This is a genomic window from Streptomyces lacrimifluminis, from assembly GCF_014646095.1.
Classification (GTDB): domain Bacteria; phylum Actinomycetota; class Actinomycetes; order Streptomycetales; family Streptomycetaceae; genus Streptomyces; species Streptomyces lacrimifluminis.
This window is the reverse complement of record NZ_BMMU01000028.1, coordinates 18,932-41,671: the sequence shown is the minus strand read 5'-3', so window position 1 is coordinate 41,671 and position 22,740 is coordinate 18,932. Positions and strand designations below refer to the sequence as shown.

Below are 22,740 nucleotides of genomic sequence, written 5' to 3'. Positions count from 1 at the left end.
TTTCGGACATCAGGAGTTCCAGCATGCGCACAACCCGCAAGACTCTCGTCGCCCTGGCCGCCGCAGCCGTGCTCGCCGTCACGCTCACCGCCTGCGGCAGCGACGACGGCAACAGCGACGCCGGCACCGACAACACCAGCAGTGGCGCCAAGGCCGAGGGCCACAACGCCCAGGACGTCAGCTTCGCGCAGGGCATGATCCCCCACCACAAGGGCGCCCTGGAGATGGCGGAGGCGGCGGCCGACAAGGCCTCGTCGGCCGAGGTCAAGTCCCTCGCCGCGCGCATCGAGAAGGCTCAGGCCCCGGAGATCGAGACCATGTCGGGGTGGCTGAAGGCCTGGGGCGAGGACGTCCCGACGTCGACCGAGTCGATGCCCGGCATGGAGTCGATGGAATCCATGGAGGCGATGCCGGAGATGAACCACGGTTCCGCCGCCGACGACTTCGACAAGGCGTTCCTCGCCATGATGATCGAGCACCACAAGGGCGCCGTGACCATGGCCACCACCGAGAAGGCCAAGGGCGAGTACGGCCCCGCCACCGCTATGGCCGACGACGTCATCCGCACCCAGAACGCCGAGATCACCGAGATGAACAAGCTCCTCGGCAAGAACTGACCCCGGGACCGACACCGCGGGTGAGCCGGCCGACCGCTACCGGGCCGGCCGGCTCACCCCTGCCCGTGCCGCGCGCATGCCCGCTCACCCCTGCCCGCCCACCGTGAACCCGATGACCGCCCCGCCCCCGTCCCGCCGGTTCGCGAAGGGTGCCCCGCCGTGCGCGATCGCCACCTCGCGGACGATCGACAGCCCGAGGCCCGAACCCGGGAGGCTACGGGCGTCGGCGGCACGGTAGAACCGGTCGAACAGGCGCAGCAGGTCGCCCTCGGTGACTCCGGGCCCCCGGTCGAGCACCTCGACCCGGATCGCGCCGGGCCGTGCCCGTTCCGGCCCGGTGACCGCGATCTCGATGGGCGTCGTGCCGCCCCGGTCGAACTTGGCGGCGTTCTCGACGAGGTTGGAGATCGCGCGCTGGAGCGCGGCGGGCCGGGCGTCCGCGGCCGTCTCCCCGCTCACCCGGACGACGACCTCCCGCCCGGTACGCCGCCGGGCCACCACCGCGACCTCGTCCGCGATGTCGGCGAGGTCGATCCGCTGCTTCGGCTCGGTGTCCGACTGACCGGCCGCCAGGTCCACCAACTCGTTGACCAGATCGGTGAGTTCACGCGCCTCAAGGGCAAGGTCGTCGACCAGGTCCTCCCGCGTCGCGGGCGGCAGTTCGTCGATACGGCGCAACAGCGAGATGTTCGTACGGAGGGAGGTGAGCGGGGTGCGCAGCTCGTGCCCCGCGTCCTGCACCAGCCGGCGCTGGTCCTCCTCCGACTGGGCGAGCCGGCCCAGCATGCGGTCGAAGGACCGGCCCAGGCGGCCCACCTCGTCGGACCCGGTCACCGGCACCTGGATGCCGAGGCGGCGGGTGCGGGCGACGTCCTCGGCGGCGGAGGCGAGGATCCGCAGCCGGTGCGTGATCCGCCGGGCCAGCCACCACCCGAACAACCCTGCCGCGACGACGACCGCGACCTCCGTCAGGATCGTCCGCTGCTGCAGCTCCCGCAGCAGGTCCTCCGTGTCGCTGAACTCCTGCGCGACCTGCACCGCGCCCCGCCCCTCCCCCCGCTCCCCGCCCAGCGAGACGGTCGCGATGCGGTAGACGTCCTGGCCGACGGCGACGTCCTTGTGCTGCACGGCCAGCCCGGCGACCGGGGAGGCGGCGACGCGACGGTCCTCGGCGGTCACGGGCAGCCCCGGACTACCCTTGTCGACCACCTCTCCCCCCGGCCCGAGCACCTGCACATCGGTACGGCTGGGCCGGACGATGTCGTGCCCCGGCTCGGACGACGAGAAGTCCCGCGGCGTCATCGTGTTGTGCCGCACCTCGTCCTGGAGGTCCTGCACGACCTCGGCGAAGGCGGACTGCTGGTCCACCCGGACCAGTCGCGCGGCGGCGTCGTACGACAGGAACCCGACCAGGACGGTCACCCCGGCGGCGACCGCGGCGAACGACACGGCGAAGGTGGTCCGCAGCGAGGCGAGTCCCGCCCTCCGCAAGGTCACTCAGTCCTCCCTGAGGACGTAACCCACGCCTCGCACCGTGTGGATCAGCTGCGACGCGCCCGGCTCGTCGAGCTTGCGGCGCAGATAGCCGACGTACACGGCGAGGTTCTTCGAGCCCGGACCGAAGTCGTAGCCCCAGATACGGTCGTAGATCGTGGAGTGGTCGAGCACGATCCCGGCGTTGCGCACGAGCAGTTCCAGCAGCTCGAACTCGGTCCGGGTCAGCTCCAGCTCCCGCGTCCCGCGCCACACGCGCCGCGCCTGGAGATCCATCCGCAGCCCGGCCGCGGCGAGCTGCCGCTCGGGAACTGCGGGTTCCCTCGGTACGGGGGACGCGGGTACGCCGAGGGGGGCGACGCCCCTGGGAGGACGCTCGGCGGTGCCGGTGCGCCGCAGCAGCGCACGCAGCCGGGCGAAGACCTCCTCGACGTCGAACGGCTTGACGACGTAGTCGTCGGCGCCCGCGTCCAGGCCGGCGATCCGGTCGGCGGTCTCCACGAGCGCGGTGAGCATCAGGATCGGCGTACGGTCCCCCTCGGCGCGCAGCACCCGGCACACCTGAAGCCCGTCGATGCCGGGCATCATCACGTCCAGGACGAGAATGTCCGGCGGCGTGCGATGCGCCTGGGCGAGCGCCTCGACGCCGTCGGCGACCGCGGTGACCCGGTAGCCCTCCAGGGTCAGGGCCCGCTCCAGGGCATGGCGGATGGCACGGTCGTCCTCGGCGAGCAGCACGGTTTGTGGCACCCGCCCAGTGTGCCAAGGGGGGCTCTTACTCGCCTCTCACCCTCATCCCCGGAGCGCGTTCAGCCGCTGCTCGAACGGGACCACCTCGAACCCGCCCGCCAAGGGCTTCGGTACCGGGGGCCGCTGTGCCGACAGCCCCGACATCAGAACCGCCAGTTCCCCCGCCGCCCGCTCCACCCGCGCCGCGAGCCCCTCCGCACCCCAGTCCTCGGAGGCCGCGTACACGGCCGTAGGCACCACCACGGCCCGCAGATACGCGAACAACGGCCGCATCGCGTGCTCCAGCACCAGCGAATGCCGGGCCGAGCCACCGGTCGCGGCGACGAGCACCGGCTTCCCCGCCAGCGCGTCCTTCTCCAGCACATCGAAGAACGACTTGAACAGCCCGCTGTACGAGGCGGAGAAGACCGGCGTGACGACGATCAGCCCGTCCGCCCCCGTCACCGCGTCCAGCGCGTCCGCGAGCTTCCGCCCCGGGAACCCGTTGGTGAGGTGGTGCGCGATCTCCACGGCCAGTTCGCGCAGCTCCACGATCTGGATGTCGACGGCCGCCTTCCGGTCCACCTCGGCGGCCAGCCGGTCGGCCAGCAGCCGGGTGGACGACGGAACGCTCAGCCCCGCCGAGACGACGACGAGCTTCATACGGCCGTCTCCTCCTTCGAAACGCCCTGAGCCGCGGCCAGCAGAGAAGCGTGCGTCGGCGCGTCCGGCACCTCCGCGGCCCGGCCCTTGGCGAACTCCGCCCGCAGCACCGGCACGACGTCCTCGCCGAGCATGTCGAGCTGCTCCAGCACCGTCTTCAGCGGCAGCCCCGCGTGGTCGATCAGGAACAGCTGGCGCTGGTAGTCGCCGGCGTACTCCCGGAAGGCCAGCGTCTTCTCGACGACCTGCTGCGGCGACCCGACGGTCAGCGGCGTCTGGTCGGTGAAGTCCTCCAGGGAGGGCCCGTGCCCGTACACCGGCGCGTCGTTGAAGTACGGCCGGAACTCGCGTACCGCGTCCTGCGAGTTCTTCCGCATGAACACATGGCCGCCGAGCCCCACGATGGCCTGCTCGGCCGTCCCGTGCCCGTAGTGGGCGTACCGGGACCGGTACAGCTCGACCATCCGCCTGGTGTGGTCGGCCGGCCAGAAGATGTTGTTGTGGAAGAAGCCGTCGCCGTAGTAGGCCGCCTGTTCGGCGATCTCGGGCGAGCGGATGGAGCCGTGCCAGACGAACGGCGGTACGTCGTCCAGGGGCCGGGGGGTCGAGGTGAACCCCTGCAACGGCGTCCGGAACTTCCCCTCCCAGGTCACGACGTCCTCGCGCCACAGCCGGCGCAGCAGGGCGTAGTTCTCGACGGCGAGGTTGATGCCCTCGCGGATGTCCTGCCCGAACCACGGGTACACCGGGCCGGTGTTCCCGCGCCCCATCATCAGGTCCACGCGCCCGTCGGCCAGGTGCTGGAGCATCGCGAAGTCCTCCGCGATCTTCACCGGGTCGTTGGTGGTGATGAGCGTGGTGGAGGTGGAGAGGACCAGCTTCTCGGTCCGCGCGGCTATGTAGCCGAGCATCGTGGTCGGGGACGAGGGCACGAAGGGCGGGTTGTGGTGCTCACCCGTGGCGAACACATCGAGCCCGACCTCCTCGGCCTTGAGCGCGATGGCGACCATGGCCTTGATGCGCTCGCGTTCGGTCGGCGTACGTCCCGTGGTCGGGTCCGGTGTGACGTCGCCGACGCTGAAGATCCCGAACTGCATGGTCGCTCACCCTCCAGGTTGTTAACTCTTCAACTATAGCGTCCGCGTGCGACAACCGCGCCCCTGCCAGAGGTATTCCGCCGGCCTTCCCCCTGGACGCCGTACCGCGCGGGCGTGGGGTCACCGTCCTGGAGGTGGCGGTGACCCCACGCGAGGCGGAGACGGGAGCGTCAGAAGTAGTACGCGTCCCCGGTGTCGAGCACGAGCACGCGCTGCTCGTCGTTGCCCCGGTTACGGTCCACGACACCGCCGCTCCAGACCGTGCCGATCTCCAGCGTCACCTCGGCGGGCATGCCCTGGAGCCGCATCCGCAGCCCGATCTGCTCGCCCACACCATCGGCGGTCAGCGCCCCCGTACGGCACACGACCACCCGCGCCCCGAGCCGCGCACATCCGTCCGGCAACTGCTGCCGGGCGGCCAGCGGAGCCGACCAGGTCAGCCGCACGGTCGCGTCGGCGACGGCGGACGGCCCGTGGTTGCGCGGGGTCACCCGCAGGTCGATCTGCCCACGGTCCAGGGAGACCGCCCCGTGATACGCGAGATCGGCCTCGGGCCCCTCGCTGTCGGCACCGGCGAACCCCCCGACCCCGACCAGCCCGATCGCCACCGCACCCGCCACCAGCCCACGCACCCAAACCCTCGTGCTCACGCCACCCACTCCTCGCCCGGAAGACCGTCACCGCCGTCGAAGCGATGTATCCCACCTGACGCGCCCCGCAGGCGCCCTCCAACAGGTGACGGTGAAGACGGGAGCACGGGAGACGGCGAGCGCAGGAGACGGGAGTACAGGGGACGGTGACAACAGAGGACCTCGAGAGCAGGGGACAGCGGGCGGGCATGCGAAGCTGCCCGCATGTCGTCGGTCGTGCGCTCCGTAGTCCTGTTCCTGGTCGCCGCCCTCTTCGAGATCGGTGGCGCCTGGCTGATCTGGCAGGGCGTACGGGAGCACCGGGGCTGGGCGTGGATCGGCGCGGGCGTCCTGGCCCTGGGCGCGTACGGGTTCGTCGCCACCCTCCAGCCCGACGCGCAGTTCGGCCGCATCCTGGCCGCGTACGGCGGAGTCTTCGTCGCCGGTTCACTGGCCTGGGGCATGGCCGCGGACGGCTACCGCCCGGACCGCTGGGACGTGACGGGCGCGCTGATCTGCCTCGCCGGCATGGCCGTGATCATGTACGCCCCACGAGGCGACTGACGGACGTACGAACGCAGACGGGTCAGACGGGTCAGACGGGTCAAGCGAGTCAGGCGAGCTCGTCGGGCAGCAGCCCGAGCTGACCCAGGAACTCCATCTGGTCGAAGTAGAGCCGGTAGTCGACGATGTGACCGTCCCGGACCGTCGCGACGTCGACGCCCCGGACACGCACCTCCTTCTGCGTCGCCGGCAGATGGTCGCCGGAGGGCAGCGGGATCGGCCCGGTGTTCCGGCCACTGAAGTAGCCCTCGTCGACGGCGGTGTCGCCGATCTCGTACGAGTGCACGGGTTCGTACGTCGCCTCGGGCATCGCGCCGGTCATCTGCCGCCAGTACTCCACGATGTTGTCGCGCCCGTGGATCTCCCCGCCGTCCGGCGTGACGGCGACCGCGTCGGGCGCGTAGAGCTCGGCGACGGCCTTGAGATCGGGCGTCGAGGTGAGCGCCTCCGTGAGCCGGTCCATGACGTCACGTGCTTCTCCCATGATCCACCTCCACCACTTCCGCGGATCACCCATCCCATTTTCCCACCGCCGCCCGGACCCCGCAGCACCACACCGGCCCACCCTCCGGACACCCCGCCGCCCGCCGGCCCCGCCTGCCTATCCTGGGCGCGCACCCCCAGCACCCCGATACCCGAGGAGCAGTCCCATGGCCCCCGCCGCCCCGTCCGCCGCCTCCCGCATCGCCGTGGTCACCGGCGCGAGCAGCGGAATCGGCGCCGCGACGGCCCGCCGGCTCGCCGCCGCCGGTTACCGGGTCGTGCTGACGGCCCGCCGCAAGGACCGTATCGAGGCGCTGGCCGAGGAGATCAACGCGACGGGCGGCCAGGCCACGGCGTACCCCCTGGACGTCACCGACCGCACGGCGGTCGACGAGTTCGCCACCGCCTTCAAGACCATCGGTGTCCTCGTCAACAACGCGGGTGGCGCGCTCGGCGCCGACCCGGTGGCCACCGGTGACCCGGCCGACTGGCGCCAGATGTACGAGACGAACGTCATCGGCACCCTCAACCTCACCCAGGCACTCCTCCCCGCCCTGACCGCGAGCGGCGACGGGACCGTCGTGGTCGTCTCCTCCACCGCCGGCCACGGCACGTACGAGGGCGGCGGAGGCTACGTCGCCGCCAAGCACGGCGCCCACGTCCTCGCCGAGACACTGCGCCTGGAGATCGTCGGCACCCCCGTCCGGGTGATCGAGATCGCGCCGGGCATGGTGAAGACGGACGAGTTCGCCCTGACCCGCTTCTCCGGCGACACGGAGCGGGCGGCCAAGGTCTACGAGGGCGTGGCCGAGCCCCTCACCGCCGACGACGTGGCCGAAACGATCACCTGGACGGTGACCCGCCCGAGCCACGTCAACGTGGACCTCCTGGTCCTGCGCCCCCGCGCCCAGGCGTCGAACACGAAGGTTCACCGGGACGCGTGACCTCGGGACGCGTGGTCCGGAGTCGGGACACAGAGGCGGCGGAGGGCCTGGCCATCATTGGCCAGGCCCTCCGCCGCAGCCCACGGATCAGCCCTTCACGCAGACGACCTGCTTCAGCTTCGCCACGACCTCCACCAGGTCCCGCTGCTGGTCGATGACCTGCTCGATCGGCTTGTACGCGCCCGGGATCTCGTCCACGACGCCGGAGTCCTTACGGCACTCCACGCCCCGCGTCTGCTCCTCCAGGTCCTTCGTCGAGAAGCGCCGCTTGGCCGCGTTGCGGCTCATGCGCCGACCGGCGCCGTGGGACGCCGAGTTGAAGGACTTCTCGTTCCCCAGGCCCTTCACGATGTACGAACCCGTGCCCATGGAGCCCGGGATGATCCCGTACTCCCCGGAGCCGGCCCGGATGGCGCCCTTGCGGGTGACGAGGAGGTCCACGCCCTCGTACCGTTCCTCGGCCACGTAGTTGTGGTGAGCACTGATCTCCGGTTCGAAAGTCGGCTTCGCCTTCCGGAACTCCTTGCGGATCACGTCCTTCAGTAGCGCCATCATGATCGAGCGGTTGTACTTCGCGTACTCCTGCGCCCAGAAGAGGTCGTTGCGGTAGGCCGCCATCTGCGGGGTGTCCGCGATGAAGACGGCGAGGTCGCGGTCGACCAGCCCCTGGTTGTGCGGGAGCTTCTGGGCCACGCCGATGTGGAAGTCGGCCAGCTCCTTGCCGATGTTGCGGGAGCCGGAATGGAGCATCAGCCAGACAGAACCGGTCGTATCCGTGCACACCTCGATGAAGTGATTTCCGCTTCCGAGTGTTCCGATCTGCTTAGTGGCGCGCTCCTGACGGAATTTGACCGCTTCAGCGATTCCATCAAACCGCCCCCAGAAGTCGTCCCACCCCCCGGTGACGAACCCGTGCAGCCGCCCCGGATCAACGGGACTGTCATGCATTCCCCGCCCCACCGGAATAGCCTCCTCGACCTTCGACCGCAGCCGGGACAGGTCACCCGGCAGGTCGTTCGCCGTGAGCGACGTCCTGACGGCGGACATCCCGCAGCCGATGTCGACCCCGACCGCCGCCGGGCACACCGCGCCCTGCATCGCTATGACCGACCCGACCGTCGCCCCCTTGCCGAAGTGGACGTCCGGCATGACGGCGAGACCCTTGATCCACGGCAGCGTCGACACGTTCCGCAGCTGCTGCATCGCGACGTCCTCGACCGAGGCCGGGTCGGCCCACATGCGGATGGGTACCTTCGCCCCCGGCACTTCCACGTACGACATATCGTCCTCATTCCCCCGAAAAATCAACAGAGTTCTTTAATCGCAAAACCGGCGCCAAGGTCAACGAAAGGGATGCCGGACCGGCGTGCACGGTGGTGCGTGCGATACACATTGTCTGCCGGTGAGGCCCCCGTGCGGCAAGCGATTAACCAGCGGGGACACTGGAGCAAGCACCGCCCCACAAAGATCGTCCCCATCGCCGAGATCGTCGAGAGGAACCTGACCGTGCAGCGGAAGGCCTACGTACCCGGCGTCGCCGCCCTCCTCGCGGCGCTGCTGGCCGGCTGCACCAGCGGCTCGGGCGGTGACGACACCGCCGAGGACGCCAAGCCCGGCGACAGCGGCACCACGACCGCCGCGGCACAGCCCGGCCGCTACCTCACCCTCCCCGAGCCCTGCGTCGCGGTCGGTCAGGGCACCCTCGACTCGCTGCTGCCCGGCATCAGGCAGATCACGGACGAGGACCAGCGCGAAGAGGCGTACGAGGGCGAGTCGACACTCACCTACAACACGGACCGCAAGGTCGGCTGCCGCTGGAAGGTGGAGTCCACGGACGCCGCCGATCATCTCCTCGTCGACTTCGAACGGGTGGTGTCGTACGACAACTCCGTGAGCGACGACAGTGAGGCGACGGACCTCTTCGCGACCAAAGTGGTGGCCGCCGACCTCCCGGAGCCCGCCGCCACCGAGTCCGCCACCGCCACCGAGTCCGCGTCCGAGTCCGCGCCCCCGTCGGCTTCCGCGTCCGGCTCCCCTTCCTCCTCTTCCTCCTCCACCACCCCCACCGGCACGGCCTCACCCTCCGCCTCCCCTGACGCCGAGGCGGACGCGGAGTCTGCCGCCGCTCTCCAGCCCCGTCTCCTCGACGGCCTCGGCGACGAGGCGTTCCTCGACGACGAGCTGACCCCCGCCGGTTCAACGGCCCAGCAGCGCACGGTGACTGTGGCGTTCCGCACGTCCAATGTGATCGTGACCATCGAGTACGTCGAGCAGCCGACGACGCTCGGCACCGTGCCCGACAGCAAGGAAATGCAGGACAGGGCGCAGAAACTGGCCTCGCAGCTCGCCGGCGCGTTCGACTAGGACACGGCCCGTGTCCCCTCGTGCCGGCCGTCCGCAAAGGGCGTGAAGCAGGACGGCGTGCCCCCCTCACCGCGTACCGTGGCCCCTCGGACCCGATCCGACCGCAGGAACCGAGAGCCGCAGGAACCAAGCGCGATGAGTGAAGGAACCATGCACCGACCCGCACAGCGAGACCAGCGCAGCCGGAACACCGGAGTGACGACGAGGCGGCCGCACCGCGCCCTCGCCACCCTGGCCGCCGTCCCCGTACTCCTCCTCGCGGCCGTCGGCTGCTCCTCCGACTCGGGATCCGACTCCGGGTCGGGATCCGGTTCCACCGACAACGCGGCGCAGAAGAAGGGGGCCGGCGCCGGCGAGACGGTGAGCGCGTCGCCGACCGTGCAGGCGGCGGCGTACCAGAAGCTTCCGGAGCCGTGCGCGGTGCTGTCGACGAAGACGCTGAAGGACCTGGTCCCGAAGGGTGTGAAGTCGGGCAAGGAGGGGTCGTCCAACGACACGTCCACGCGCGGCAGTTGCTCCTGGACGAGCCTCGTCAACAACGGTGTGAAGGGCTCCCAGTTCCGCTGGCTGAACGTGTCGCTGCTGCGCTTCGAGTCGACAGCGTCGCGCGGTTCCGGCGAGGAGCTGGCGCAGGCGTACTACGACAGCCAGGTGCAGGACGCCGAGTCGTCGACGGGTGCGAAGAACACCCGTTCGGAGCCGGTGGCCGGGGCGGGCGACGTCGCGACGTCGGTGCGTTACGACCTGAAGAAGAAGGAAGGCTCCTTCCGGCAGCAGACGGTGGTGGTCCGGGTCGAGAACGTCGTCGTGACCCTCGACTACAACGGCGCCGGGCTCGCGGGCGAGAAGACGCCGAGCGCGGACAGTCTGGCCAAGGCCGCGGTGAAGGCCGTCAAGGAGGCCGTCGCCAAGGTGTCGTCGGAGAACGGCGAAGGCGGCGCGGGCACCCCCGCTCCCACCAACTCCCCTTCCTCCTCGGCGAGTTCGTCGGCGAAGCCGAGCGCGTCCCCGTCCAAGGCGGCGTCCGAGGCACCTTCCTCGTCCGCGTCCCCCTCAGCGTCGAAGAAGAACTGACCTTGTCTCGGCAACACGTACGCCGCACACATGTGCCACCCTGTTGCGCGCAACAACACGCACTGGGAGGGGAGTACGGGTGGCCGCGCCACTGCAACTGACACGAACGCACCGAATACTCATCGGCGTGGTCGTCGCCGGTGCGGTGGTCATCGCCGGGATCGGCTTCGCGGGCTCGTACGCCGCCGTCCGTGAACTGGCCCTCCAGAAGGGCTTCGGGAACTTCAGCTACGTCTTCCCGATCGGCATCGACGCGGGTATCTGCGTCCTGCTCGCTCTGGATCTCCTCCTCACCTGGATCCGGATCCCGTTCCCGCTGCTGCGCCAGACGGCGTGGCTGCTGACGATGGCGACGATCGCGTTCAACGGCGCGGCGGCCTGGCCCGACCCGCTGGGCGTGGGCATGCACGCCGTCATCCCGATTCTGTTCGTGGTCTCGGTGGAGGCGGCCCGGCACGCCATCGGCCGGATGGCCGACATCACCGCCGACAAGCACATGGAGGGCGTCCGCCTCACCCGCTGGCTCCTCTCCCCCCTGCCGACGTTCCTCCTCTGGCGCCGGATGAAACTGTGGGAGCTGCGTTCCTACGACCAGGTCATCAAGCTGGAGCAGGAACGTCTCGTCTACCAGGCCCGTCTGCACGCCCGCTTCGGCCGCGCCTGGCGGCGCAAGGCCCCGGTGGAGTCCCTGATGCCCCTGCGCCTGGCCCGCTACGGCGTCCCCCTCGCGGAGACGGCACCCTCGGGCCTCGCGGCGGCGGGCATCGAACCGGCGCTGCTGCCGCCGGCCCCGCAGCCTGCCCTGGAGGCGGCCGACGCGGGCGCGAGCAGCCGTACCCCGGAGGCGGTGGCCGTCGTACAGAGCAGCGGGGCACCGGCCCAGGAGCAGCGCCCCGCTCCCGAGCAGCCGGACCAGTCCGAGACCGAGCCCCAGAACCCGTGGCTCCAGGCGCGGGACCCCCGGGCCATCGCGTACCAGGGCGGCTACGACCCGACGTACGACCCCGAACCCGCGGACGCCCAGTGGTACGAGGAGCAGCAGCGGGCCGAGCAGTACGACGCCAGGCAGCAGTACGACGCCCGACAGCAGTTCGAGAACCGGCAGCGGCACGAGGCCCAGCAGCAGTTCGAGGAGCAACAGCGGTTCGAGGAGCAGCGGTTCGAGCAGCGGATGTTCCCGCAGCAACAGGCCGACCAGTTCGACCAGGTCGACGATTCGCCGGCCCGCGCCCCGGAGCCGCTTCCGGAGCCCTCTCCGGAGGACACCGGTACCTTCCCGATCCCGGCCGGCCCGGGCCGCACCCGTGAGATGGGCGCGGGCGGCGGTACGGAGCCGACGGAGGAGGACTACTACCTGGTCTTCAAGAAGTCGATAGACGGCAGCTACCCGACCTCGGGCCAGTTCAGGGGCGATGTGGAAGCGACGTACGGCACGAAGCTCCCGCAGCGCGAAGCCGACCGCATGGTCAACCGCTTCACCAACCGCCACACGGCGGAACTCCAGGACGACCACATCGCGTAGTCGTCCCTGTTGTCCGCCGGTACGAGGACGGGGCGCCCGGAGTTCACCGGGCGCCCCGTCCTCGTAACAAGGGAGCACACGCTCCCTGCTGCTCAGCTACTCGGCTACTCGGCTACTCGGCTACTCGCCCAGCAGGGCCCGCACCCGCTCCTGCCCCACCGCGAGCAGCAGCGTGGGCAGGCGCGGACCGGTGTCCCGGCCGACGAGCAGGTGGTACAGCAGCGCGAAGAACGTGCGCTGGGCGACCTTGATCTCGGCCGGAAGCTCCTTCGCCGTGGCGTCGGCGGAGAAGCCGGCCTGGACCTTGGGGACGCCGTAGACGAGATGGCTGAGGCCGTCCAGGGACCAGTTGTCGGCCAGCCCGTCAGCCAGAAGCCGAAGCGACTGGCGCCCCTGCTCGTCAAGGGACTTGATCAGCTCGGTGTCGGGTTCCTGACGGACGATGGTCCGCTGGTCCGCCGGCACCTGGGTGTTGATCCAGGCCTCGGCCTTGTCGAGCCGGGGCCGGACGGCATCGAGCGAGGAGAGCGGATCGGAGGGATCCAGCTCGCTCAGGATCCGCAGCGTCTGATCCTCCGCACCGGCGGTGATGTCGGCGACGGAAGCGAGCGTCCGGTACGGCAACGCCCGCGGTGTACGCGGCAGTTCACCCTCGGCGGTACGCACCGCGCGGGAGTGCGCGGCGACGTCCGCCGGGAGCGCGGTGCCGTCGGCGACCTTGGCGTCGAGCTTGTCCCACTCGTCGTAGAGCCGCTGGATCTCCTGATCGAAGGCGATCTTGAAGGACTGGTTGGGCCGCCGGCGGGCGTACAGCCAGCGCAGGATCTGCGGCTCCATGATCTTCAGCGCGTCACCGGGAGTAGGCACACCACCCTTGCTGCTGGACATCTTGGCCATGCCACTGATGCCCACGAAGGCGTACATGGGCCCGATCGGCTGCTTGCCACCGAAGATGCTGCCGACGATCTGCCCGCCGACCTGGAACGAGGATCCAGGGGACGAGTGATCAACACCGCTCGGCTCGAAAACGACCCCTTCATAGGCCCAGCGCATCGGCCAGTCGACCTTCCAGACCAGCTTGCCGCGGTTGAACTCGCTCAGCAGGACGGTCTCGGAGAACCCGCAGGCGGTGCAGGTGTAGGTCAGCTCGGTGGTGTCGTCGTCGTAGGCGGTGACGGTGGTGAGGTCCTTGCCGCACCCACCGCAGAAGGGCTTGTACGGAAAGTACCCGGCGGACCCGGAACTCCCGTCGTCCTCCGCGGCGGCCCCGGACCCCTCGGCGGCCTCGACCTCGGCCTCGTCGAGGGGCTTCTGGGACTGCTGAGGCTTCTTACCGGAACTGCCGGAACTACCAGGAGTACCGGGATTGCCGGGGGTCTTCTTGGTCCGGTACTGGTCCAGAATCGCGTCGATGTCACCCCGGTGCTTCATGGCGTGCAGGATCTGCTCGCGATAGACACCGGAGGTGTACTGCGCGGTCTGGCTGATCCCGTCGAACTCGACACCGAGCTCGGCGAGCGCGTCGACCATCGCGGCCTTGAAGTGCTCGGCCCAGCTGGGGTGGACGGACCCCTTGGGCGCCGGTACGGCGGTCAGCGGCCGTCCGATGTGCTCGGCCCAGGAAGCGTCGACACCCTCGACCCCGCTGGGCACCTTGCGGTAACGGTCGTAGTCGTCCCAGGAGATCAGATGCCGGACCTGGTACCCCCGCCGCCGGATCTCGTCGGCGACAAGGTGCGGAGTCATCACTTCCCGGAGATTCCCCAGGTGGATGGGCCCGGAGGGCGACAGCCCGGACGCGACGACAACAGGTTTCCCCGGGGCTCGGCGCTCCGACTCCTCGATGACCTCGTCCGCGAAACGGGAGACCCAGTCGGTGGTCTCGGTGCTCTGAGCCACGATCGGCACGTCCTCTTTTTCTGAGAGTTCCTCAAGGCCAGCCGTGACGGTCGGACGGCTGACCGCCCCATTCTCCCAGGTGGTCCCAGAACAACGAAAACGCCTTTCCGCGGAGCGGCGTTTCCCACCCACCCGCTCACCGTCTGTATCCAGCCCAGGCCCGGGCACCTCCAGCCCGTCCGGCGTTCGAGGACAAGGCCCGTCCAGCCCGGGCGGTGTTTCCCACCCACCCGCCCCCGCCCTCTCTACAGCCCAGGCCCAGGCCCATCCAGCCCGTCCGGCGTTTGAGGACGAGCGCGTCCAGCGCGAAGGGGGGTCTGGGGGCGCAGCCCCCAGAAACAGGATGGGACGGGTAAGGGCGGCGGGGGCGAAACAAACCCACCCCACCCACCCTCTCGCCCAGGAAAACCCCTTTCCCCCCCATGGGATACTGACCCCATCCACACGTACCCACCAGGAGAACGGCACCCACTCCTATGGCCCCGGTCAAGTCCCTCACCGCCACCGTCCACCAGCGCCTCGCGGACGCCCTCACGGCAACCCTGCCGGAGGCACACGCGGACCCGCTGCTGCGACGCAGCGACCGTGCGGACTACCAGGCGAACGGCATCCTCGCCCTCGCCAAGAAGGCCAAGGCCAACCCCCGTGACCTGGCGACCCAGGTCGTGGAGAACGTCGTGTCCGGCGACCTGATCAAGGACATCGAGGTCTCCGGCCCCGGCTTCCTGAACATCACGCTCACCGACAAGGCGATCATCGAGAACCTGGCGGCCAGGACCACGGACCCCGACGCCCGCCTCGGCGTACCGCTCGCCGCCCACCCCGGCACGACGGTCATCGACTACGCCCAGCCGAACGTGGCGAAGGAGATGCACGTAGGCCACCTCCGCTCCGCGGTGATCGGCGACGCGGTGGCCCAGCTCCTGGAGTTCACGGGCGAGAACGTGATCCGCAGGCACCACATCGGCGACTGGGGCACCCAGTTCGGCATGCTCATCCAGTACCTGGACGAGCACCCCCACGAGCTGGACCACAAAGCCAACAACTCGGACACCGAAGCCAGCGGCGAGGAGGCGATGTCGAACCTCGACCGCCTCTACAAGACGGCCCGCAAACTCTTCGACTCCGACGAGGAGTTCAAGACGAGGGCGCGGCTGCGCGTCGTCGACCTCCAGGCCGGCGACCCCGCGACCCTCGCCATCTGGCAGAAGTTCGTCGACGAGTCGAAGATCTACTTCTTCTCGGTCTTCGAGAAGCTGGACATGGAGATCCAGGACGCGGACATCGTCGGCGAGTCGGGTTACAACGACATGCTGGACGAGACATGCCGCCTCCTGGAGGAGTCGGGCGTGGCGGTCCGTTCGGAGGGCGCCCTGTGCGTGTTCTTCGACGACATCAAGGGCCCGGAGGGCAACCCGGTCCCGCTGATCGTCCGCAAGTCGGACGGGGGCTACGGCTACGCGGCCACCGACCTCTCGGCGATCCGCGACCGGGTCTTCAACCTCAAGGCGAACAGCCTGGTCTACGTGGTCGACGCCCGTCAGTCCCTCCACTTCAAGATGGTCTTCGAGACGGCGCGCAAGGCCGGCTGGCTGAACGACGAGGACGTCAAGGCGTACCAGTTGGCCTTCGGCACGGTCCTCGGCAAGGACGGCAAGCCGTTCAAGACGCGTGAGGGCGAGACCGTACGGCTGGTGGACCTGCTGGACGAGGCGGTCGACCGGGCGACGACGGTGGTCAAGGAGAAGGACACTCAAGCCCAGCTGTCCGACGACGAAGTCGCCGAGCGCGGCGCCCAGGTGGGCATCGGCGCGGTGAAGTACGCGGACCTGTCGACGTCGGCGAACCGGGACTACAAGTTCGACCTGGACCAGATGGTCTCGCTGAACGGCGACACGAGCGTGTACCTCCAGTACGCGTACGCCCGTATCCAGTCGATCCTGCGCAAGGCCGGCGAGGTACGCCCGCAGGCGCACCCGGAGCTCGAACTGGCGGACGCGGAGCGGGCGTTGGCCCTGCACGTGGACGCGTTCGCGGAGACGGTGGCGGACTCGGCGACGGAGTACGCCCCGCACAAGCTGGCGGCGTACCTGTACCAACTGGCGTCGCTGTACACGACGTTCTACGACAAGTGCCCTGTCCTGAAGGCGGAGACCGCGCAGCAGGTGGAGAACCGCCTGTTCCTGTGCGACGTCACGGCGAAGACCCTGCACCAGGGCATGGCCCTCCTGGGCATCAGGACGCCTGAGCGTCTCTGACGCACTGCCGTACTGAAGCCGGGTACCCATCGGGGTACCCGGCTTCCGGCTTCCTGCCGCCTTCCAGCCCGATTACATACCCCCTGGGGGTATGTAAATTAACGCCATGACGCACCCTACGGAACACCCCGCAGAGACCAGAACGCCCACCACCCGACCAGGCGGCGCGCGGGGCATCACACACCACTGGCCCGTCCTGGCCGGCATCGCGGCAGCCGCACTAATAGGCCTAGACATGTCCGAAGGCGTCGACGCGGCCCCCGCCCTGGCGGCCTCCGCACTCGTCTACTTCGGCACCGCGGCCCTTCGAAGGCCCTCGTCGGAATAGCCGCTGTTCTTCGCGTCGGTCGTCGTCATCTCCGCCACCACCCGGCAGGCCTGGACGGCGTTCACCGCGTACGCGGCCCGCTGATCACCACCCCCGGAGACCCTGGCGCCTCTCGCTCTCCGCTCTCCGCACATACGCGACCGGCCCCCCGGACTCCGAGTCGAGGCGTCTGCCCAGCAGGCGCCGCGCCTCGTCGGCGCCAGGTACGTCCGTGTGTACGACCTGCACAGGAGTGACCAGGTCGCTGGTGAACCCGGCCAGTCGCGCCGAGAAGCGGTAGCGGCCGGCGCCGTCCGGCTCGGCGCCCCGGAACCCGGTGAGCACCGCGACGACGTACGGCCCGACGGTCACGGCCAGCACGCCCGCCCTCAGCACCCGCCCCGGATCACAACGCCACCAGCCGCGCAGCGCCTCGTACATGTCCTCCGGCGCGAGCCCCGCCGCGTAGCCGATCCAGGCCCGCTCCGGATCCTCCGGCACCGGCTCGGCGGGCCCCACCCGGAGCACGGGCAGTTCCGCACCGCCCAGCGCATCGAGGTCGACGGCGTCACGCCGGGCGAGTGCGCGTACATCGGCCGCCGGAACGACGGTTCGGTTGCCGCGCCTGCGCACCTCGGGCAACAGCCCCGCAGTGACCAGTTTCTTGAAGGTGTTCGTCGATACGCCAAGCCTCTCCGCCGCGATGGTCGTCGTCATATCCATCAAGGCATCTCCGTCGCAGAAGTCAGCAGAGGTCGGGAGAACCAAATGACGTTTCGCATTTGAGATTCGACATCTGCATCCACCGTACTTATCAATCAAGGCGGTTGCGAGTATCGGCAGCTCCCCGATACCGTCGGCAGCATGCCGGACACGCCACGTCACCCCGTACGGTTCACCGACGCAGCTGTAGCCGACCTGGCGGCTCTGCACCGCCGGGATCCGCAGACCGCGCGTGCCGTCCTGCAGAAGGTGTCGCTGCTGGAGCGCGACCCGTACGCGGGCAGGCCTCTGGTCGGCGACCTCGTCGGCTGGCGAAAGCTCGTTGTCGGTGACCGGCACTGGCGCCTCGTGTGGCGGGTGGTCGAGGAAGTGGATGGCACGACCAGCGTGGAGATCTCCGAGGTGTGGGCCGTCGGCCCTCGCGAGAACTCGGCCGTCTACGACGAACTCCGGACCAGGCTCTCGAACCTGCCCGACACCCCGGCCGCCCGAAACCTGCGAGATCTGCTCGACCGGTTCGGCCTCGACACAGGCGCCGCCGCTGCCGCACCGCCGCCTCCGGACCCCGTACCGGACTGGCTCGTCAGCCGACTGACCGACAAGGCGGGCCTTCCCTCCGAGCGGGTCCTGGCCATGAGCCTGGAGGAGGCGATCGCCGCCTGGGAGGACTGGATGGGCCGACCGCGCGACTGATCGCGCAGAGGTTGCCCTCCGGAGCAGCCAGGACACCCGGCCAGACGGTCAGGCAGTCAGCGCTGCGGGATATCCGTGTCGAGACCCTCCCGGTCCACCCCGAAGCGGCGCAGCACATCATCGAGCGAGCTACGGTCACCGCTGTCCGTGGCGGCCCTGGTCAGCACGAGCAGCGCGTCCAAAAGGTCCTCCTCGAACTCCTCCAGCCTGCGCAGTCGCTCCACACCGATCACGGCGGCCACCGGCTTGTGATGCCGCTCGACCATGATGTCCTCGCCCGCCTCGGCCGCCTTGACCAGCCCGGCGACTCCTTTGCCCGTGGCTTCGGTGACGGAGAGCACGGTCGGGTTCTCGCAGAGGATCGACATGAAAAAACTATACAATTTACCAGCCGAACCTGTACAGATTTCTCTGTGTGCCCGGAGAACGCGAAGGCCGCCCAGAAGAATCCGGGCGGCCAGGGCACGACCAGGGCACGGGGACGATGCCCTCGGTGCGAACGTCAGATGTGCGCGGGGGCGAACTTCGGGTTGTGGCCGTACTTGTTCTCGCCCTGCTCACCGTCGAGGCACAGGAAGACCAGCAGCGTGATCCACCCGACGACCGGGATGATCCCGAACAGGATCCACCAGCCCGAGCGGCCCGTGTCGTGCAGTCGACGCGCGGCGACAGCCAGGGTGGGCAGCAAGACGGCCAGGGCGTACACGCCGCTGAGAATCTGCACGCCGATGAAGCTGTCGATGACCACCAGCACCACGTCGACGATCAACGAGAACAGCGTGAACATCCAGTATTCCTTGCGGCGCGCACGCCCGCTGAACACCGCGTACTTCTTGAGCACGTCGAGGTAATAGTTCATTGCATCCCCCAGGGAACGATGTGGGCCCGCCGAGCGGATCAGGCCAAGGGGAGAAGTTACGGAGACTGACGGGAACTCGTCAATAGGGTTAATCGTTGCAGGTAACGGGCAGAAAGTTGATCCCTGCACAGGGTCGAGGTCACTCCCGGACGGCGATTTCAGGACAGACCCACACAAGATCATTGACGGCGGCGGCACAACAGCCTGATATTCACGGCGCTGAGCCCCGCAGGCCACCGAACCATGGCTGATCCATTGCCGGTTCTACTCCAGTCCGACGCACGTTCGAGGCCGCACCGACACCGGACCGATCTCGAACCGTTGCCCGCCCACCCTCTCCCACCTGGGCTCCCGGCTCCCAGGGCCCGTTGTCAGAGGCAGGCCCTACAGTCACCGGCATGGCGACACTTCCCAACCCGCTGCCCCACCTCGCGACCGACCCCACCGGCAGCACACTCGGCCTCGCCCTCCCCGCCGGGAGGCTGACAGACGCGACGGACGAGGGCCCGTGGCACGAGCCCCTGCTCTGGCACGCCGACGCGCCCTCCGCCCCCGGCGACTGGACCGCGCACCACGACGCGTGCCGGCCCGCGGGGCTCGTCCCGGTGGTCATAGAGGTGGGCGGCGGCCAAGGCGGGCCGGAGGATTGGGAGTTGATGCCCGCCGACACCTCCTACCCCGGGGACCACGACGCCGAGGAGGTCCTCACCGGATTCTGGGAGGAGTACGCGGCACAGGGCGAGGCCTGGCCCGGCCTCGCCCCCGCCACCATCAGCACCGACGCCGACGCCGACGCCACCACCGAGCAGGCCGACGCCGACGTCCTGGCGGCCCGGTTGGCCGACTCGCTCCTCACCCCCGGCTCCGCCTTCAAGGAACCGCGCCTCGCGCTCGTCCCCGCCCGCCGTTCCGCCGACATCCCCGCCGCCATCGGCTGGTCGGGCCCCGCCAACTACGAGAGCGACACGGCACGCCTCTGCGCGGTACTCCGCTCCTGGGAGGACCGCTTCGGCATACGGGTCCTGGCGCTGACCTTCAATCAGTTGGTTCTGTCCGTGGCGGCCCCGCCGACCACCCTCGCCGAGGCCGAAGCCATAGCCGCCGAACACTTCGCGTTCTGCCCGGACAACATCACGCAGGGAGCCCACAGCACCTTGCGCGCGTACGCCGAACACGAACTGCTGACCCAGCAGACCTGGTCCTTCTGGTGGGACTGACACCGCCTCGACAGGGGCGCGGGGCTGTGTCGACATGCGGCTCCGCCGCGCGGGCGCGACAAGCCCCCACCGGCCCGCAGCCAACGAACCGCGTGTCCAGCCCCCTGACCAGCGGAGCGCTACCGCAACCCCGCCCCCAACCGCCGAAGCCCCTCCCCGATCTCCTCCGGAGTCTGAGTGACGAAACACAACCGCATCGTCGCCCGCTCAGCACCCTCCACCTCGCCCGCGTAGAAGGGCGCCCCCGGCACGTACGCGACGCCCCGCTCCACCACCCCACGGAGCAGGGCGGTGGTGTCGTACGACTCCGGAAGCCGGGCCCAGAGGAACATGCCGCCCTCGGGACGGGTCCAGGTCGAGCCCTCCGGGAGGGCGTCCCCGATGCCGTCGAGCATGGCGTCGCGCCGCTCCCCGTAGACGCGGGCCACGCGCCGCACATGGGCGTCGAGGTCACGGTCGGTCAGATACCGGGCGGCGGCGAGCTGGTTGACGGTCGGGGTGTGCAGGTCGGCGGCCTGCTTGGCGACGGTGCACGCGCGCAGCAGCTCCGCCGGTGCCCGCAGCCAGCCCAGCCGCAGCCCCGGCGCCATGACCTTGGAGAAGGAGCCGAGCAGGACCGTACGGTCCTCCGCGCCCGGACAGGAGGCGATCCACGGCACACGCTCGCCCTCGAAGCGCAGCTCGCCGTACGGATCGTCCTCGACGACCCACAGCCCGAGCCGCGCGGCGACCTCCGCCACCGCGGCCCGGCGCTCGCCCGGCATGGTCTGGCCGGTCGGGTTGCGGAAGTTGGGCACGGTGTACAGCAGCTTGGGCCGGTGGCGGACGACCAGTTCCTCCAGCGCCCCCGGAGCGATCCCGTCCTCGTCCCCGGGGACGGCGATCACCCGCGCGCCCGCCAGCCCGAACACCTGAAGTGCCGCGAGATAGCAGGGGGTTTCGACGAGGACGGCGTCCCCGGGGTCGATCAGCGCGGTGGCGAGCAGCGACAGCGCCTGCTGGGAACCGGTGGTGACGAGGAGGTCGTCGGCGTCGGTGGGCAGGCCGCGTCCGGTGTGCCGTAGGGCGAGCGCCTCGCGCAGGGCCGGCTCACCCTCGGTCGTGGTGTACTGCAGGGCCCGCGCGGGCGTGTCCGCGAACACGTCCCGGAACGCGGCGGCCACGCCCTCCGCGTCGAACAGTTCGGGTGCGGGCAGCCCACCCGCGAAGTTGATCACCTCGGGCCGCGCGATGACGGCCAGGATGTCCCGTACGGCCGACCCGCCAACCGCCCGTGCCCGCGCGGCGAGCGCGGGCACGGAAGCGGAGACGGAAGCAGAAGCGGGCGCAGCGGTCACTGGGGCTGTCATGTGCGGCTCCTTCAGGCGGGCGGGCCATACGGCTCCTGCCCACACCCTAGGGAAGTGCGTGCCGCCTACAATCGCTTTTCACGATCCGGACGCCCACGACGGACTTCAGCCCAGCCGGCCTCAGGACTTTGCGGCCTCAGCCCTTTGCGGATTCAGGCCTTGCGGCCACTCGCCCCGTACACGTTGATGTCCGCGTCCGTGACGTCGTTGATGTCGCGGTAGCGGACCTTCTCGATGTCGTCCAGCGAGTCGAGGTACGCGGCCTCGACCACCTCCGGGACGGGCGCGCCGCCGTCGGGACGCCAGTGGTGGGCGGGCACGACGCCCGGCTCGTCGAGGGTGAGCCCGTTCTCCTCGAAGAAGCGCTCCACCTCGGCCCTGGACCGCAGCACGAAGGTGAACCCGCGCTCGGTGTACGTCCGTTGGACCGCGCGGATCTTCTCGGGGTTCAGGTCCTCGGTGAGGTGACTGAGGACGAGCCGGCTGCCGGACGGCAGCGCGTCGACCAGTTCGCGCACGATGTCGTACGCCTCCGGCTCCGCCACGAAGTGCAGGACCGCCGCGAGGACGAGCGCGATCGGCTGGTCGAAGTCGAGGGTCTTGCGGGCGTGTTCGAGGATCTGGGCCGGGTCGGCCAGGTCGGCGTCGATGTAGTCGGTACGGCCCTCGGGCCCGCTGGTGAGCAGGGCGCGCGCATGGGCGAGCACGATCGGGTCGTTGTCGACGTACACGACCCGGGTGTCCGGGGCGATGCGCTGGGCGATCTGGTGGACGTTGTCCTGCGTCGGCAGGCCGGTCCCGATGTCGAGGAACTGCCGGATGCCCTCGTCCGTCGCCAGGGTGGTCACGGCGCGGCGCATGAAGTCCCGGTTGTGCCGGACGTCCAGGTAACCGCGCGGATTCGCGGCGAGTGCGGCGGCAGCCGCGTTGCGGTCGGCCGGGTAGTTGTCCTTGCCGCCGAGGAAGACGTCGTAGACCCGGGCCGGGTGGGCCTTGGTGGTGTCGATCCTCCTTCTCAGCTCGGCGGGGTCCTGACTGAGAGCATCGCCGCTCATGGTGCCTCTCCCTGGGGAGCCTGGTGTCCAAACCTCTTCAACGGACAACAACCTAGCCGCCGACCGGAGTTGATATTCGAGAATCGAAAATCGACCGCCGAAGCGTCCCGCAACCCCCTCCCGGCGTCCCGGACCGTCCCGCAACGGGACACCATCCCCGCAGGTCAGCGCAGTGGTCCACCGGCAGGCGTCCCGGAATC

Annotated in this window: 22 protein-coding genes; 9 read left to right on the top strand and 13 right to left on the bottom strand. The window is 69.7% G+C overall.

Annotated features, from left to right (window positions below):
- The first annotated feature begins 23 nt into the window (after positions 1 to 23).
- Positions 24 to 617: a DUF305 domain-containing protein gene (locus IEY89_RS31570; RefSeq protein WP_189150939.1), complete on the top strand. Its 594-nt coding sequence runs from the start codon at positions 24 to 26 to the stop codon at positions 615 to 617.
- Between the two features lie 84 nt (positions 618 to 701).
- Here the strand turns inward: IEY89_RS31570 and IEY89_RS31565 are convergent, their stop codons facing one another.
- The 5 genes from IEY89_RS31565 to IEY89_RS31545 form a co-directional block, all read right to left on the bottom strand.
- On the bottom strand, positions 702 to 2,114 hold the full coding sequence (locus tag IEY89_RS31565) for a HAMP domain-containing sensor histidine kinase (protein ID WP_189150938.1): 1,413 nt from the start codon (positions 2,112 to 2,114) through the stop codon (positions 702 to 704).
- On the bottom strand, positions 2,115 to 2,849 hold the full coding sequence (locus IEY89_RS31560; RefSeq protein WP_308437467.1) for a response regulator transcription factor: 735 nt from the start codon (positions 2,847 to 2,849) through the stop codon (positions 2,115 to 2,117).
- Between the two features lie 54 nt (positions 2,850 to 2,903).
- Positions 2,904 to 3,503, bottom strand: a complete 600-nt coding sequence (locus tag IEY89_RS31555) for an FMN reductase (RefSeq protein WP_189150936.1) — start codon at positions 3,501 to 3,503, stop codon at positions 2,904 to 2,906.
- Positions 3,500 to 4,600: an LLM class flavin-dependent oxidoreductase gene (locus IEY89_RS31550; RefSeq protein WP_189150935.1), complete on the bottom strand. Its 1,101-nt coding sequence runs from the start codon at positions 4,598 to 4,600 to the stop codon at positions 3,500 to 3,502. The genes IEY89_RS31555 and IEY89_RS31550 overlap by 4 nt, the downstream gene beginning before the upstream one ends.
- A gap of 170 nt (positions 4,601 to 4,770) precedes the next feature.
- Entirely contained in the window at positions 4,771 to 5,250 is a 480-nt protein-coding gene (locus IEY89_RS31545; protein WP_229695506.1) for a hypothetical protein, read from the bottom strand.
- Positions 5,251 to 5,454: 204 nt separating this feature from the next.
- Between IEY89_RS31545 and IEY89_RS31540 the strand changes: the two genes are divergently transcribed.
- Positions 5,455 to 5,793, top strand: coding sequence for a YnfA family protein (locus tag IEY89_RS31540; protein ID WP_189150934.1), 339 nt, complete (start codon positions 5,455 to 5,457; stop codon positions 5,791 to 5,793).
- A 49-nt stretch (positions 5,794 to 5,842) separates the two neighbouring features.
- Here the strand turns inward: IEY89_RS31540 and IEY89_RS31535 are convergent, their stop codons facing one another.
- Positions 5,843 to 6,277: an ester cyclase gene (locus IEY89_RS31535; RefSeq protein WP_189150933.1), complete on the bottom strand. Its 435-nt coding sequence runs from the start codon at positions 6,275 to 6,277 to the stop codon at positions 5,843 to 5,845.
- A gap of 166 nt (positions 6,278 to 6,443) precedes the next feature.
- Between IEY89_RS31535 and IEY89_RS31530 the strand changes: the two genes are divergently transcribed.
- Positions 6,444 to 7,220 (top strand): SDR family NAD(P)-dependent oxidoreductase, encoded by a 777-nt coding sequence (locus IEY89_RS31530; RefSeq protein ID WP_189150932.1) that lies wholly within the window; start codon positions 6,444 to 6,446, stop codon positions 7,218 to 7,220.
- Positions 7,221 to 7,307: 87 nt separating this feature from the next.
- On the opposite strand, the gene IEY89_RS31525 is transcribed toward IEY89_RS31530, so the two are convergent.
- On the bottom strand, positions 7,308 to 8,501 hold the full coding sequence (locus IEY89_RS31525; protein WP_189150931.1) for an RtcB family protein: 1,194 nt from the start codon (positions 8,499 to 8,501) through the stop codon (positions 7,308 to 7,310).
- Between the two features lie 225 nt (positions 8,502 to 8,726).
- Between IEY89_RS31525 and IEY89_RS31520 the strand changes: the two genes are divergently transcribed.
- The 3 genes from IEY89_RS31520 (at position 8,727) to IEY89_RS31510 (ending at position 12,180) form a co-directional block, all read left to right on the top strand.
- A complete protein-coding gene (locus IEY89_RS31520) occupies positions 8,727 to 9,584 on the top strand; it encodes a DUF3558 domain-containing protein (protein WP_189150985.1) in 858 nt (285 codons plus the stop codon).
- Positions 9,585 to 9,719: 135 nt separating this feature from the next.
- A complete protein-coding gene (locus IEY89_RS31515) occupies positions 9,720 to 10,658 on the top strand; it encodes a DUF3558 domain-containing protein (RefSeq protein ID WP_189150930.1) in 939 nt (312 codons plus the stop codon).
- 79 nt (positions 10,659 to 10,737) lie between these two features.
- Complete coding sequence (locus tag IEY89_RS31510) at positions 10,738 to 12,180, top strand: DUF2637 domain-containing protein (RefSeq protein ID WP_189150929.1); 1,443 nt, start codon at positions 10,738 to 10,740, stop codon at positions 12,178 to 12,180.
- Positions 12,181 to 12,300: 120 nt separating this feature from the next.
- Here the strand turns inward: IEY89_RS31510 and lysS are convergent, their stop codons facing one another.
- A complete protein-coding gene (gene lysS, locus IEY89_RS31505; protein WP_189150928.1) occupies positions 12,301 to 14,088 on the bottom strand; it encodes a lysine--tRNA ligase in 1,788 nt (595 codons plus the stop codon).
- Between the two features lie 467 nt (positions 14,089 to 14,555).
- Here lysS and argS point away from each other — a divergent pair, with 467 nt between their 5' ends.
- Positions 14,556 to 16,337 carry an arginine--tRNA ligase gene (argS, locus tag IEY89_RS31500; protein ID WP_189150927.1) on the top strand — a complete coding sequence of 594 codons (1,782 nt, stop codon included), beginning with the start codon at positions 14,556 to 14,558 and terminating at the stop codon, positions 16,335 to 16,337.
- Positions 16,338 to 16,749: 412 nt separating this feature from the next.
- Here the strand turns inward: argS and IEY89_RS31495 are convergent, their stop codons facing one another.
- The gene (locus IEY89_RS31495) at positions 16,750 to 17,367 is read right to left on the bottom strand and encodes a helix-turn-helix domain-containing protein (protein ID WP_229695505.1); all 618 of its coding nucleotides are present in this window, start codon (positions 17,365 to 17,367) and stop codon (positions 16,750 to 16,752) included.
- A gap of 141 nt (positions 17,368 to 17,508) precedes the next feature.
- On the opposite strand from IEY89_RS31495, the gene IEY89_RS31490 reads away from it, so the two are divergent.
- Entirely contained in the window at positions 17,509 to 18,060 is a 552-nt protein-coding gene (locus tag IEY89_RS31490; protein ID WP_189150925.1) for a type II toxin-antitoxin system RelE/ParE family toxin, read from the top strand.
- A gap of 56 nt (positions 18,061 to 18,116) precedes the next feature.
- On the opposite strand, the gene IEY89_RS31485 is transcribed toward IEY89_RS31490, so the two are convergent.
- Both IEY89_RS31485 and IEY89_RS31480 read right to left on the bottom strand, forming a co-directional pair.
- A complete protein-coding gene (locus IEY89_RS31485) occupies positions 18,117 to 18,428 on the bottom strand; it encodes a type II toxin-antitoxin system prevent-host-death family antitoxin (RefSeq protein ID WP_229695504.1) in 312 nt (103 codons plus the stop codon).
- A gap of 134 nt (positions 18,429 to 18,562) precedes the next feature.
- Positions 18,563 to 18,919 carry a DUF805 domain-containing protein gene (locus IEY89_RS31480; protein WP_189150924.1) on the bottom strand — a complete coding sequence of 119 codons (357 nt, stop codon included), beginning with the start codon at positions 18,917 to 18,919 and terminating at the stop codon, positions 18,563 to 18,565.
- 398 nt (positions 18,920 to 19,317) lie between these two features.
- Here IEY89_RS31480 and IEY89_RS31475 point away from each other — a divergent pair, with 398 nt between their 5' ends.
- Positions 19,318 to 20,136, top strand: coding sequence for a DUF4253 domain-containing protein (locus tag IEY89_RS31475; RefSeq protein WP_189150923.1), 819 nt, complete (start codon positions 19,318 to 19,320; stop codon positions 20,134 to 20,136).
- A gap of 119 nt (positions 20,137 to 20,255) precedes the next feature.
- Here the strand turns inward: IEY89_RS31475 and IEY89_RS31470 are convergent, their stop codons facing one another.
- Together IEY89_RS31470 and IEY89_RS31465 are read right to left on the bottom strand one after the other, a co-directional pair.
- Complete coding sequence (locus IEY89_RS31470; protein WP_189150922.1) at positions 20,256 to 21,485, bottom strand: aminotransferase-like domain-containing protein; 1,230 nt, start codon at positions 21,483 to 21,485, stop codon at positions 20,256 to 20,258.
- Positions 21,486 to 21,637: 152 nt separating this feature from the next.
- Positions 21,638 to 22,540 carry an SAM-dependent methyltransferase gene (locus IEY89_RS31465; protein ID WP_189150921.1) on the bottom strand — a complete coding sequence of 301 codons (903 nt, stop codon included), beginning with the start codon at positions 22,538 to 22,540 and terminating at the stop codon, positions 21,638 to 21,640.
- Between the last annotated feature and the right edge of the window lie 200 nt (positions 22,541 to 22,740).